A 14,104-nucleotide genomic window follows, 5' to 3' on the forward strand; every position below is an offset into this window, starting at 1 on the left:
GCGTACAAAGAGAAAGCGTCTCAATTTACCCAGCACAAACATACTACATAACTCGAATAAATCATTAGTCCTTGTCATTTTATTCACTGCAACTACTTCGGAGCTCATAGTAGTCAACAAGTCAAAGCAACCCTATTTACCCTTGATGTTACAATGTTATGCGAGATCAGATATTTCTAGATGTCTGGATTAATATCTAGATGAAGTTAAATTGTTAGGAGATTGTCAGGCTCCGAACAAATGGATAGTGATTCACATGCCCTTCAAGAATCACCATCTCCCGAATACATCCCAATAACTCTGATCCAGTTCTTACAGGTTGGAATGACAACTCTCTCTCGAATAACCTCAGAAAGTAAATTTCAATCCCCTTGGGGTAAGTTCTTCAGGAAAAAGTCTCGCATATTTTCACCCATGACCTTTCGAATTTCCTCTTCAGTGAACCCTTGACTTAGCATTTCTGCGGTCAAAATCCCCAAATCACCAGCATCAAAAGAAACTTCAACAGTGCCATCATAATCTGAACCAAGGGCAACATGATCAACCCCTAATAGATCTATGGCATAGCGGATTGTTTTAACAATATTGTGAGGGCTATTATCACATACCGCTTCTTCCCAAAATCCAATGCCGATCAAGCCCCCTTGATCGGCAATCTCCTTCATTAGGTCATCGCTAATATTCCGCGGCGAGTCACACATACCTTTCAGGCCAGTATGAGAAATAATTACAGGCCTTTTGGTCAGAGCCAACACATCCCTCACAACAGGCTCTGAGGAGTGGGCTACGTCGATAACAATTGAACGTTTATCCATCTCCTGCACAGCTGACCGACCAAACTCTGTTAAACCAGCCCCACTTTGCCCATGCAAAGATCCACCCAGTTCATTGTCAAAAAAGTGCTGTAATCCCATCACTCGAAATCCGGCCTCATAAAGGCGGTCAATATTGGATAACTCACCCTCTAATGGGTGGGCCCCTTCAATACCAAGAATTGCTGCGAGGGTGCTAGCGCCTTGTTGCCGGGCCTGGAGGACTTGCCTCAGATCTTCCGCATTACGCACAATGCGAAATTTCTCGGGAGAAGATTCCTGTAGCTTAGTGGCCCTTTCAGAGTGAAAAAGTGCCCGCTCCAACAAGCTATTCCATGTTCGCGGCGGCCAACCTTGAGCAATTGCCAGTAAGGTTATATTGTCACCAGCACTAGCAGAATTTTCATTTAAGTTCATGCCCCGGGGAGACTTAGTGACAGAGGTAAAAACCTGCATTCCCAAATTACCACGCCGTGCCCTGGGTAGATCCAGATGGCCATAGTTTACCTCCTTTGACAAATCACGAGACCAGAGGAAGCTATCTGCATGCAAATCACCAACAATGAGTGATCTATGCAAAGCTTCAGCTTGTTCGGGAATTTTAGGGGGCTCACCAACACTAATCTTGTTTAAACTTCGCTCAATTCCTGGCAGCAAAAGCCATTTCCAGCTCGCGAACAATATTAATGCCACTGCTGTCAAACTTATAAGCCAAGTCTTCATTATGATTTCCTGATGCCAGTAGTCTTGTACACGATTGGGGTTATAACCTGAGACGTTGCGGCATGTCAGGAGCCAGCTAGGTTTGGAAACACTCAACGATCAATTAAAAATCAATACGTTCAAAATATATGCACAATATCACCTTAATCTGGTGTCCAGGCCAATAATTAGGAAAACCAAGGAATCATAGTGACAAATTATTATCGATTTATTCTGATATTATTGATTGCAGTACTATTTAGTGGCTGTGCGGCACTTTCACCGAGCTTCCAAAAACCTGAAGTAGAAGTGGTTGCCGTGGAACCTCTTCCTGCAAGAGATGGCAATAATCTCAGATTCCGAATCCACCTTCGTGTTTTCAACCCAAACAATAGTGAATTGACACTCTCCGGTCTTTTCTACACTCTGCGGCTAGGTGGGCATAAGGTTTTGACGGGAACCTCAAATAACCTGATGCCCATCGCCCCCTACGGCCAGGATGATATCGCTGTGGATGCAACAGCTAGCATAGTCGGCTCAATCTTTGCCGCTGTAAACCTCATTAACTTAAATCAGCACTCAATACCCTATGAACTAGAAGCAAAAATAGGCTTGCGTAAATCACTACTTCCCTCAATTAAGGTGAATAGAAGTGGGGTCATTCACTTGAACCAATATCGGTAACTCTTTCGCTTGATTTACTACTTGTCGGTCTGTGGATTGCGAGCCTGCTTGCCCTCCTCATTACTCACCCGCTAAATTTGCTTGGTAAGGATCAGGGACATTACAAAGTTACCCATTGGTGCACTGTTATGACTGAGGAACCCCTCGTCAGGATGGGACTGGGACTCATAAATTTTTGTGTTATACATGATCTTCAAGCCGAATTCGTAAGAGTTTCGACCAAAGAAAGCGCCGATATTCGCAAACGTCACCTCCTTCTCAGGGGTGACACCGTAGCTGAAGATTTTTACTCCTCCCTTAGTCTTTGAATTGCCCTCCATCAATACATTCCTTTGAACAGTTCTATGCTCTAACCCAGCCTGTAAATACCAGTAACGCCCACCCTCAAGGGGGGAGGACGCGGCACTAAAGGCGGGTAAAGAGCTTCCCAATAAAACTCGCACCCCTGCACCAAAGTCCCTGACGATATTACCTGTTTTCCAACGAAGGTAAGGCACTAGTCGATAGCTTGTGCCCCATATGACATTCTGAAGTAAGTGATAATCTAACTTAAGCTCAGGCATCAATCCCCATTCATTGAAAACCTGGGAATCCCATCCTTTGGGGGGAGAAGACGAGACAATCCAGTGCATAAATTTCTGTGTTTGGCGAGCGCCCGCTCTAGAGCCGACTGTTCCGGCATCAAGTGTTAAATCAATCATCCACTGATTTAAAATTTGATACTTGTATCTTATGCCTAAATAGCTCCAACCTGCATAGGGGTGCTCTTCATTAATGGGTTCAGATCTACCAAGATGATCTGGAGTATAAATCTCCTGACCAAACCTCAAGGTGTAGGGCTTTCCTATAGGGCTCCAACGAACAAAGAAACCGCCGGTATAGTCTCTGTCCGTCTGGAAAAGTGCATCATTTACTAGTTCAAGCTGTAACTTCCCTTTTGGTGAGTCATCCGCACAAAGCATTGAGGCGTGGCAGACAAACAGCAAACCGACAATAGAAGCTGAAAGTTTTTTTCTATTAATAAGCACCCTTAACCTGCCCTCTCGAATGATTGAACCAGTTTGTCCAGATCAAAATCCGGTGATTAATGCCCCCAATCCCCAACCTTATCGGCCCCAGGGATTTGAAACTCCAGGTATTCCTCAATGCTAAATGGCATTTCTTCCACGACTGCTCGAACTCGTTGGCCAATGGCTTTGGTCTCAGGGCGCGCATTGGCAAGTCCGGTGTAGGGGATACCCTTTCCGCTAGGCACATCAGGATACTTTTTCTTAAAGAGCCGATGCCGTGCAACCATGTGATTGAACTGCCCTTGGGTGTATATCAAAGGCACTAATTGCGGATATTCCTCACGCGGGTCCATGTAAAGATCGTAGTAGGCCTCTGGCATTCCTGAAGACGCAACCTCACCAGCGCCTATCCAGTGACGCTTATAGCGCCCTTTAACCGTAGCTCCTAGTTGGTTGCCGGTATAGATAAAGACATAATCCCGACGACTATGGGTATCGCCATTTAGCAGCAGTGCAGTCTGATCCAAACCATCCACCACTCTGTCGGTTGGAATATACTCAGAGGCGCCAGCAAGCCTGGCAAATGTGGTGTACAGGTCGGCGATATGAATAATATCTCCCACTACCTGGCCGGGTTGAACCATACCTGGCCACCAGGCAAAGGCTGGGACTCTTACCCCTCCTTCAGTGAAATCCCCTTTGCCTCCCCGATATAACATTGGGAGCATACCCCAACCCGCAGGGGGACTGTGCACCATGGGGCCATTGTCTGCCATGGCTATAAAGAGAGTGTTTTCTGCGATACCCAGCGCTTGTAGCTCATCCATTAACTGGCCGGCGAAGTCATCCACTGCGGGAAATGAATCCGCCACCATCAAACCAGAAACGGATGGCTTGGGCATAAAGGCGGCCATAAAATTCAAAAAATTAGGCCAATAGGCCACAAAGAAAGGCTTGTTGGCTTCGGCGTTCTTGCGAATGAATGCTATGGTACGACGCTCCGCCTCGGGGTCGAACTTGCTGAAACACTCATTGGAAGTGCCGCACCACTCCCTACCAGGCTGTCCTTTTTCACCTTCAATATTCATGACCCAACCGGTGGGAACCAAACCGGGATTATCCAGGCGATAAGGGTCGGGAGGGTATATCTCAGGAAACATACCCAGCACCGCATTTACGGCATTAGCTTGAGGGTTAAAGAGAGAGGTTATCTGGTTCATTGGGGTAAATAACGCCTCATCAAACCCCTGGTTGTGCAAGTAGCTCTCCTCAATATCTCCCAAGTGGCCTTTCCCAAAGAACCCAGTGGCATACCCGGCTCTGGACAGCACCTCCGCAATAGTTACCTCCTCAGCACGAAGCCCAGAAAATTCATGGGGCATCCCCACAGCCCCCATGCCATAACGCACCGGATGGCGACCGGTAAGCACAGCAGCACGGGTTGGAGTACAGGAAGGTTCAGAGTACATGCGAGTAAAGTTGATACCCTCTGCGGCCATCTTATTTAAGTTGGGTGTTGAGTAACCGAAATTTTTTTGTAATGCAGGAAATCCAACAGCGCCAAAGGCGGTGTCATCCCAGAGAAGGAAAACAATATTGGGGGGCTGCCCATATTTATCCCGTAGAGCCTGTAACCGCCTGGTTATTTCTGAGTCTTCTTGCTGCCAGCGCTCACCATTTTGCATTTTCAACACATAGTATTCAGCGTCATGTACTATCTGTGCCTGCACAGGCATCCAGCTCAGAAACACCAGTAACCCGATCAAGATTTGCCTCACTGTCACAGTCCATCCTCCCTCAGTAAGTGTGGCTGGAAGTGCAATACTTTTATTAACAGTGTTACAACCCCAATGCATCACTCTAGAAGAAAGGTGTCATAGGAGCGCTATAAGTGGCGACAACTAGAAAGTTTTTATGAGTGGCCAGGACTTACAGAGGCCCTGCGGTTCTGCCAGAGTGGAAAGAATTTAAGTCGTGGAGGGATAGGTGCCCCACAGGATGCAGAAGGGCACCTAAAATAACAAGATTGGCAATAACAGGGATCTAGATCACAGAGACTTATGATTATCAGCCATCAATACAGGCCAGGCTGCTCGTAAGTACATCACCATGGTCCAAAGGGTCAGAGCCGCGGCAATATACAGCAGTAGATAGCCCAGCGTTTCCATTACAGGAAAGTCGCGAACATCAAAAGCAAGAAGAACTATGATTGCCGCCATTTGTGCGGTTGTTTTTATCTTCCCGACATAGGACACAGCGACACTACTGCGCTGCCCCAGTTCTGCCATCCACTCGCGCAAACCTGAGACCGCGATCTCACGGCAGATAATAATGGCTGCAGCCACCGTGAACCAGGCACTTTTGTGCAGGCCCACAAGTAATACAAGCGCAGTAGCCACCATTAACTTATCTGCAACAGGGTCAAGAAAGGCGCCAAAGGCAGTGCTCTGATTAAGTTTCCTTGCCAGGTAGCCATCAAGCCAGTCGGTAACTGCGGCAGCTGAAAAAATAACGGCAGAAGCAATGTAACTCCATTTATAAGGTAAATAGAAAACCAAAACCAGGACAGGTATCAGTGCGACGCGAAGCAGTGTAAGTTGGTTGGCGAGTGTCATACTTTTCTCTGTTCTTGCGGAGGGCGTACGTTATCAAGCTGTGGGGCAAATTGAAACGCTCAATGAGAAACCCGGAGAAAAAATCCGCCGCCTGTGCCCTGCATTTTTACTCGTGATGTAGTGCCGAGTATATATCCTGCGCAAGCTTGCGACTGATGCCATCTACACTAGCAATTTCTGTCACTGTAGCCTTCTTAATTTCCTGAAGACCGCCAAAATGGCGAAGCAATGCGCGTCTACGTGCGGGGCCCACGCCAGCAATACCCTCCAGAGGGGACTCCCTTCGTTTTTTGTCACGCCGCGCGCGGTGCCCGGTAATTGCAAATCGATGGGCCTCATCTCTAACCTGTTGAATCAGGTGCAATGCCGGGGAGTCCGCCGAAAGTACCAGTTCCTGATTACTGGAAACGATATGTAAGGTCTCAAAACCTGCTTTACGGGTAGTGCCCTTGGCCACTCCGATTATCTGAACACCTACAACGCCCAGGCCATTGAGGGTGTCCACCGCCTGACTGACCTGCCCCTTGCCACCGTCAATTAACAGGATATTAGGGAACTTACCCTCACCTCCCGATAGGCGCGTGTAGCGACGCTTAAGTGCCTGCCCCATTGCAGCATAATCATCACCAGCCTGAATGCCATCAATATTAAAGAGACGATAATCTGACTTAACTGGACCGCCTGAATCAAAAACCACACAAGAAGCAACCGTGGCCTCACCCGAGGAGTGGCTGATGTCAAAGCATTCCAGCCGCTCGGGCAACTGTTCCAGTCCAAGCACTTCTTGAAGGGCCTCAAAACGACTAAACAACTTCTGCTGCGCTGCAGTGCGGCTACTTAAATTCTGCTGAGCCGCCTGCTGGGCCATTTCCACCCAGGTAGCGCGCTTGCCTCGCAGTTTATGGGTAACTGAAATGTCTCGCCCTGCCTGAGCACCGAGTGCCTGCTGCAGCGGAACCACATCTTCTATAGATTCCGAGGCTAGAATTTCACGGGGAATTTCTCTTGGACTACCGAGATAAAATTGAGCCACAAAGGCCGAAAGCAATTCAGGGTGGCTTAAGCCCAGTCGCTCACTGGGAAAAAAGCTGCGACTACCAAGAATTCTCCCCTGTCGGATAAAGAGTACATGCACACAGCAGCTACCACCCTCGGTGGCAACACCATGGACATCAACATCCCCTGTATCACCCTCTGCCACTTGATCCGCTTGAAGACGCCGTAGTGCGGATATTTGATCCCTGACGCGCGCGGCCTTTTCAAACTCCAACGCTCTTGAGGCTTCATCCATTTCATCGGCCAGTTCACGAATAATATTATCGCTCTTGCCAGTGAGAAACATTTCTGCGTGGCGTACATCCTGGCGATAATCCTCGGGACTGATGAAGTCTACACAGGGTGCCGTACAGCGCTCAATCTGATATTGCAGGCAGGGCCTGGATCGATTGCGAAACACGCTGTCTTCACAGGAGCGAATACGAAAGGTCTTTTGCAAAAAATTCAGGCTATCACGTACAGAAGAGGCGTTGGGGAAAGGACCAAAATAGCGGCCTTTCTTCCGCTTAGCTCCACGATGGAGTGCTATACGGGGAAAAGTGTCAACACTGGAAAGAAAGATGTAAGGATAGCCCTTATCATCTTTCAGCATCACATTGTAAGGCGGACGCTGGGATTTAATCAGGCTCTGTTCGAGTACTAATGCCTCGGTTTCACTACGAGTAACAGTTACTTCGATGTTGCCGATCTTCTGCACCAGCGCCATGGTCTTGGCTGTGAGCCCAGAGCTGCGAAAATAACTGGCAAGCCGATTGCGTAAATTTTTCGCCTTACCCACATAAAGTATATGGTTACTGGCATCGAACATTTGATAGACGCCAGGCTTACGGGTAACTGTAGAGAGAAAACGCTTGCTATCGAACATCTGACAACCGGTCTTGCCGCTTCAGTAAATACACGGATATTAGAGCGCTGCTTCGGGGTCGAGTATCTGGTACTTGACGGCAAGCAAGGTCAATTCCACATCGCTGTTAATATTCAGCTTTTCAAATATCCGATAACGGTAGCTATTTACGGTTTTAGGGCTGACCGAAAGGGACTTGGCAATCTCAGCAACCTTGGCTCCATTCACAATCATGTCCGCAGTTTGCAACTCACGTTTAGAAAGTTTTTCAAAGGGAGAAAGGTTATCCGATTGACCTGAGACATTGCGCAGAGCCATTTTGGTAGCCATGGAGTTGCTGATAAAAACTCCACCATTCATTACTGTATGAATTGCACGCACCATCTCTTCAAGATCTGCCCCCTTGGTCACATAGCCCATAGCACCAGCTTGCATTAGGCGGCCAGGAAACAGGTCGTCATCCAGGGCGCTAACAGCCACTACTTTGACTTCAGGACAGCGGTTTAACAGCTTGCGAGTCGCCTCCAAGCCACCCATTCCTGGCATTTTTACATCCATCAAGATGACATCAACCGCAGTCTCACGCACGAATTCCAGCGCTTCTTCGCCACAATTCGCATCGCCAACAACTTCAATATCCTCGACGTCACTCAACATGCGCGAAATCCCCATTCGCACAAGGTCGTGATCATCCACCACTAAGACTTTGATCAAGCTATCCCCAACTACGGATAAGTGCAGTGGCTACGCGGCGTACAATCCCCTCGCGCGTGCTCTTGAACTGCGTTCTTCTTTTTACTCACGGAGAAACTACTCCGCGCAGATCCTCCCCAAGAATCCAGTCGCAACATACCAGACAAAAACGCTACTGCAAAGCGCCACAACCGTCTCAAATGCTGTTTAACTGATGTTTAGCCGCAGGATCTTGGCTTGTATATAGCGATTAATTATAACCTAGAAACGTAACAGCTAATCATTCTGCACTCAAGCCGGCCTTTGCCGCATGACTTGAGGAAACGAAAATTCAAGAAATAAAAAAAATTTTTGTACTTTGCAATAGTCAATAGATTTTATATTTCTAACAGCTATAGCAGAATTCTTTATAGAAACCAGTATAAAGTCCTGTCATCAAAACCAGACAGGACTTGGGGCTCGCACTTTGCGAATACTCGAAAGGCAGTTTATTTACTGAGTTTTAAGGGTAAAAGCGTGGCTCCGGCTCGAGGGAAACACCAAATTTTGAATGTATATCGGCAGCAATATCCTGAGCAAGCTGTACTAATTCACGGCCTGCTCCCCTACCAGGATTAATCAGCACCAGTGCCTGGCGCTCATGGACTCCAACCGCACTGCGCCGTAAACCACGCCAGCCAGCGCGATCTATTAACCAACCAGCGGCAAGTTTCCAATCCTCGCCGGCCGCGAAAGCAACTAGATCGGGATGCTCTGCTTTTAGACTCTGATAGAGATCCGTATCTACCACCGGGTTTTTGAAAAAACTCCCAGCATTGGGGATCTCAGTAGGCAAAGGCAGTTTGTTACTCCGGATATCAATAACTGCTTGAGCAATCTGAGTAGGTGTCGGGTGGTTTGCATCCCAATTGTGCTGCGAAATATATTGGCGCAGTGCCGGGTAGTCTACGCGCGGCTGCCAGTCTTGTGGCAACTGCAAATTCACCTGGGTAATAATATACTGGTCGCGCAGATGCCCTTTAAAAACACTATCCCGATAGGCAAAACCACAATCGTCTTTAGTAAAATCGTGCAGCTCACCTGTGGCAACTTCCATAGCCTGCAAGCTTGTAAAGCGATCACACAACTCGATACCGTAGGCACCTATATTTTGGATCGGTGCCGCACCAATCTTACCGGGAATCAGTGCAAGATTTTCAAGTCCACCTATGCCACTGGTGACAGTAGCCATAACCAGCTGGTGCCAATTTTCCCCAGCCGCAGCTTCAATAGTATGCCCCTGGCTGTTGGGCTCTATTAAAAGTCCTCGCAAGTCGACCTGGATAACAAGACCTGGGAAATCATCGGTCAACACAACATTGCTACCACCCCCCAAGGGTAAGATTGGTAGTTTCTGTGTTCTGGCAAAGGTCAATGCCTCTCGCAGCTGATCCAGGTTTTGCACCCTGGCAAAGTGGGCGCTACGAGCCGAAATTGCCAAGGTGTTGTGGGGCTGCAGGTCAATATCAGTTTCTATCATGCAGGTAACTTTAACCGAGAAGCTCACGCATTCGCTGGAGATCCTGCTCGGTGTCTACACCACCGGGCACCTCCGCACTGGCAACAGCCACATGAATATTCTCATCGTGATACAAAAAACGCAGCTGCTCTAGGGCTTCAAACTGCTCCAGCGGCGCCACTGGCCAAGTAACAAAACTTTGCAGCAGCGCTACACGATAAGCATAGATACCGATATGACGGCGCGGTTCCAACCCCTGCGGCAACTCATTTGCGTGCACAGCAAAGGCATCGCGCGGCCAAGGTATCGGCGCACGGGAGAAATAGCGGGCTAACCCGGATTGTGCAGCAACCACCTTAACAATATTAGGGTTGCGGAAATCTTCCACTGTAAGAATAGGTTCGCACAGGGTAGCCACACCGGCGCGGGTATTTTCCGCAAGGTTAGCGGCTACCTGATTAATTACCTGAGCAGGAATTAAGGGTTCATCCCCCTGTACATTCACCAGAATACGGTCATCGGCTAAACCCAGGTTAACAGCGACTTCCTGTAGGCGGTCAGTGCCCGATGCGTGATCAGCAGAGGTCATACATACCTCACCGCCAAAGCCACGAACTGCCTCCGCTACACGCATGTCGTCGGTGGCAACGATGACCCTCTCTGCATCACTCTCGCAGGCCCTCTCAAAGACATGCTGAACCATGGATTTGCCGGCAATATCTGCCAAAGGCTTGCCCGGTAAACGACTGGAGCCAAAGCGGGCAGGAATAATGACATCAAATGTGTGTTTATTTTTCATCTTTGGAGAACTGTTGCAGGTGCTGGTGCACCTTCTGATAAAAAAGATCTGGCAACTTGGCACGCACTTCCAGCGCCCACCAGTGACTCTCCCAGAAATCGCGACACTTCACCGCGTCTTTCATCGTCATAATCACTGGCGTCTCGCCATCGAAATGCAGCTCCTGGGGGCTGAACTGGTGATGATCCGCAAAGGGCTGCTCCATCACCTTGTAGCCCATACGTTGCAGTGCGCGGAAAAAACGTTTGGGGTTTCCTATCGCTGCCACCCCATGACAGGGGCCAGGCTCAGGGCCTGAGGTCAGGCGCAGCGTGGAGGTCTGATCAAGGTTAAACTGGTGCCAGCAGGCAGGCTCCAGAGTCATCTGGTATTCCAGTAGCGCACCGCACTGCTGTTTCACACTGGCTTCAGGCTCGCCATTACTCACCACCAAATCGACACTCTGTAAACGACTAATGGGTTCCCGCAAAGGGCCACGAGGGAGCATATGCCCATTACCGAGACCGCGACTGCCATCCACCACGCAGATTTCAAAGCTTCGCCAGAGGCTGTAATGCTGCAAACCATCATCAGAGAGAATCACATCACACTGGTGGTAATCAACTAACGCCCTCGCCGCTTCACTGCGATTGGGGGAAACCATCACCGGTACCCCGGTGATCAAATGCAACATCAGCGGTTCATCACCGGATTCCAGAGGGTGAGACTGAGCAGTTACCTGGTAGGGATATTGCTCTGCACGGCCACCATAGCCACGGCTAACAATCCCGGGATTTTTCCCCCGCTCTTTTAGCCAGCGAGCCAACTCTGCCACCAATGGCGTCTTACCAGCACCACCGACGGTGATATTGCCTACAACAATAACAGGTACCGATAGTGGTTCCGGTGGGGTGCGGGAACTGATCACCCTGCGCCGATTACTCACTCCGCTATAGAGCAACTCCAAAGGCGTAAGCAGAGATAAGGCAGGGCTTGTACCGTCCTTCTTGTACCAGCGCTTGTTGAACCAGTCTTCCAGTGACATCCAGTGCCCTAACCCATTGTCTGCTGTTGTAATAATGTGGCATAGCGCCCACCGCGGGCGAGCAGATCGCTGTGCTTGCCACTCTCTACGATACGCCCTTTCTCCATAACCAGGATTCGATCGGCACTTTCAATCGTACTGAGACGGTGGGCTATCACAAAGGTGGTGCGATTTTTCATAACTTCTGTCAGAGCCGACTGGATATGGCGCTCTGATTCATTGTCCAGTGCTGAAGTTGCCTCATCGAGAATCAATACCGGTGCATCTTTTAATAGCGCCCGCGCAATAGACAATCGCTGTCTTTGGCCACCGGAAAGCATCTGGGCATTGTCCCCCAATACAGTTTCCAAACCTTGAGGTAGCTCCTCAATAAAGTTAGCCGCATGCGCCAACTCGATAGCCCGCAAGACATTCTCTTTCGGTGCCCCTTCCAAATCGCCATAGGCGATGTTGCGATAGACGCTGTCGTTAAATAGGACGATATTTTGGGACACCATGCTGATATGTCGACGTAAATCTTGTAGGGGAACCGTTGAAATATCGACTCCATCAAGAAGGATGCGCCCGCCAGTAGGCTCGTAAAAACGCGCCAGCAGACTGGCAAGCGTTGTTTTACCGGAACCCGACGCCCCTACCAGCGCAACCGTTTCGCCCGGCTCCACCGAGAAGCTAATATTCGACAGCACCTGGGGAGCGGCCTCATCGTAACTAAAATCGAGAGACTCAAAGGTAACCGCACCACGCACCGGCTTGGGCAACACCTCGCGGCCGCCCTCTGGCTCACTGGGGGTATCCATTACTTCGAAAATACTTTCCGCGGCGGCAATTCCCTTCTGAATATCTGCAAAAACTTCTGAAAGGCTACGAACCGGCTTGGCCAGAGAAGCTGCGGCACCAATATAAGCGGCAAAGACCCCCGCGGTCATGGATTCCACCATACCCGGAGCCAGGGCAAACCACACAATAGTGGCAGTAGATAGGCCAACCAGAATCTGAATCACCGACACGCTGGCATTGTTGGCCACCACCAGCTTCATAAATTGTCGGCGGTTATTGTCACTGGCAGATTCAAAACGTGAATTCTCATATTCTTGACCACCATACATCCGTACTACTTGATAGCCATTAATCGCCTCCTGGGTAACATGAGTGACATCACCCATGGAGTTTTGGATGCGATGGCTCAGTTTACGGAATCGTTTGCCCACCGTACGCACGATTAGAGCAATCAAGGGGGCAAAAAGGAAAAAGGTCAATGTCAGCTTCCAGTTCACCAACAACAAGTAAGCCAGCAGCGCAACGGTAGTAAAAGTCTCGCGAAATAAAACCTTAACCGCCTTGGTAATGGAATTGGTAACCTGCTCAACATTGTATGAGACTTTGGAAATCAGGTAGGCACCCGTGTAACGGTCAAAATAGGCACTAGGCAGCTGGCCAATCTTCTCAAACAACTGCGAGCGCAACTGGTGAATAATTGCGCGCCCCACATAGGCGAGACCATAACTGCCAACAAAGTTACCAATCGCACGCAGCAGAATAATGATGAGCATGGCCAGAGGTACCAGCCAACGCGCAGTCTCCTGTGGCATTACCCCATCGGGATAATAGGAGGCTACGTATTTCGAGAGAAAACCTCTGCTTTCTTGGATGCCAGCGCCCACCGCATCTAACAGCAGCTCCGTAACGGCAATTAAGCTGACGCCCATGGTGGAAAACAGGAAAAATCCCAGCACTGCAACAGCAAAAATCGCTAGGTGCGGCCGAGCGTACGCGAGTAAACGACGATAGGTGTGCGCCCCGTGCTGTGGTTTACGGGGGGGCATGGTTACTTTCTTCATACAGACCAATGACTGGACTCGCCCCAACCCCTTAGGCAGTGGGGCGAGTACGCTCGCAAGGCTAATCGTCCATCCCTGGCATTAAAGCAAAGCCCAGCGCGCTAGTTCTCTTCTGGTTGCCGTGTAGTAATGCTTAGGTTGACAAAGCCTAGCTGTCCAGCGGCATCCATTGCCCGCACCACAGCCTGATGGTGAGCTGTAGCGTCGGCGGTTATCACAAGCGGGCGATTGTACTCGCCTGCAGAAACTTCCGACAGCGCAGATTTCAAAGTGGTCAACTTTTTGTTGATCAACCCCTGGCCATTTACCGAATAAGAACCATCGGCACTGATCAGAATTTCAACAGAACGAGGCTGCTCTTCTGCCTGAGGCCCAGCGGCCTCGGGCAAATTTAACTTCAAATGGCTCTCTTTGGTGAATGTGGTCGACACCATAAAGAAAATCAGCAGAAGAAAGACCACATCGATTAATGGCGTAAGGTTTACCCCATCCTGCTCTTTGGTTTGGCGGCGAAATTGCATCGATTGCT

Annotated in this window: 12 protein-coding genes; 1 reads left to right on the forward strand and 11 read right to left on the reverse strand. The window is 49.3% G+C overall.

The features are described from left to right. Positions 1–362: 362 nt before the first annotated feature. A complete protein-coding gene (locus tag ACJJIO_RS20660; protein ID WP_444885043.1) occupies positions 363–1,535 on the reverse strand; it encodes a dipeptidase in 1,173 nt (390 codons plus the stop codon). Between the two features lie 189 nt (positions 1,536–1,724). Here ACJJIO_RS20660 and ACJJIO_RS20665 point away from each other — a divergent pair, with 189 nt between their 5' ends. Beyond that, the gene (locus ACJJIO_RS20665) at positions 1,725–2,198 is read left to right on the forward strand and encodes an LEA/WHy family protein (RefSeq protein ID WP_444909674.1); all 474 of its coding nucleotides are present in this window, start codon (positions 1,725–1,727) and stop codon (positions 2,196–2,198) included. A gap of 71 nt (positions 2,199–2,269) precedes the next feature. On the opposite strand, the gene ACJJIO_RS20670 is transcribed toward ACJJIO_RS20665, so the two are convergent. The 10 genes from ACJJIO_RS20670 to ACJJIO_RS20715 all read right to left on the reverse strand — a co-directional run bounded on the left by ACJJIO_RS20670 (position 2,270) and on the right by ACJJIO_RS20715 (position 14,096). After that, on the reverse strand, positions 2,270–3,226 hold the full coding sequence (locus ACJJIO_RS20670) for a lipid A-modifier LpxR family protein (RefSeq protein ID WP_444909675.1): 957 nt from the start codon (positions 3,224–3,226) through the stop codon (positions 2,270–2,272). Positions 3,227–3,282: 56 nt separating this feature from the next. Beyond that, positions 3,283–4,992 (reverse strand): sulfatase-like hydrolase/transferase, encoded by a 1,710-nt coding sequence (locus tag ACJJIO_RS20675; RefSeq protein WP_444909676.1) that lies wholly within the window; start codon positions 4,990–4,992, stop codon positions 3,283–3,285. A 264-nt stretch (positions 4,993–5,256) separates the two neighbouring features. Then, complete coding sequence (gene pgsA / locus ACJJIO_RS20680) at positions 5,257–5,823, reverse strand: CDP-diacylglycerol--glycerol-3-phosphate 3-phosphatidyltransferase (RefSeq protein ID WP_252085819.1); 567 nt, start codon at positions 5,821–5,823, stop codon at positions 5,257–5,259. Between the two features lie 106 nt (positions 5,824–5,929). After that, the gene (gene uvrC, locus ACJJIO_RS20685; protein WP_444909677.1) at positions 5,930–7,744 is read right to left on the reverse strand and encodes an excinuclease ABC subunit UvrC; all 1,815 of its coding nucleotides are present in this window, start codon (positions 7,742–7,744) and stop codon (positions 5,930–5,932) included. Positions 7,745–7,783: 39 nt separating this feature from the next. Then, the gene (locus ACJJIO_RS20690; RefSeq protein WP_252085817.1) at positions 7,784–8,437 is read right to left on the reverse strand and encodes a response regulator; all 654 of its coding nucleotides are present in this window, start codon (positions 8,435–8,437) and stop codon (positions 7,784–7,786) included. Between the two features lie 481 nt (positions 8,438–8,918). Then, positions 8,919–9,935, reverse strand: coding sequence for a UDP-N-acetylmuramate dehydrogenase (gene murB, locus ACJJIO_RS20695; RefSeq protein WP_444909678.1), 1,017 nt, complete (start codon positions 9,933–9,935; stop codon positions 8,919–8,921). Between the two features lie 10 nt (positions 9,936–9,945). Next, on the reverse strand, positions 9,946–10,713 hold the full coding sequence (kdsB, locus tag ACJJIO_RS20700) for a 3-deoxy-manno-octulosonate cytidylyltransferase (protein ID WP_444909679.1): 768 nt from the start codon (positions 10,711–10,713) through the stop codon (positions 9,946–9,948). Then, positions 10,703–11,737 (reverse strand): tetraacyldisaccharide 4'-kinase, encoded by a 1,035-nt coding sequence (gene lpxK, locus ACJJIO_RS20705; RefSeq protein ID WP_444886104.1) that lies wholly within the window; start codon positions 11,735–11,737, stop codon positions 10,703–10,705. The genes kdsB and lpxK overlap by 11 nt, the downstream gene beginning before the upstream one ends. Before the next feature lie 8 nt (positions 11,738–11,745). Continuing rightward, positions 11,746–13,560: a lipid A export permease/ATP-binding protein MsbA gene (msbA, locus tag ACJJIO_RS20710; protein WP_444909680.1), complete on the reverse strand. Its 1,815-nt coding sequence runs from the start codon at positions 13,558–13,560 to the stop codon at positions 11,746–11,748. A 116-nt stretch (positions 13,561–13,676) separates the two neighbouring features. Next, on the reverse strand, positions 13,677–14,096 hold the full coding sequence (locus ACJJIO_RS20715) for an ExbD/TolR family protein (RefSeq protein ID WP_252085811.1): 420 nt from the start codon (positions 14,094–14,096) through the stop codon (positions 13,677–13,679). Between the last annotated feature and the right edge of the window lie 8 nt (positions 14,097–14,104).

The sequence above is a fragment of the Microbulbifer mixtoriginis (SeqCode) genome, assembly GCF_052467235.1.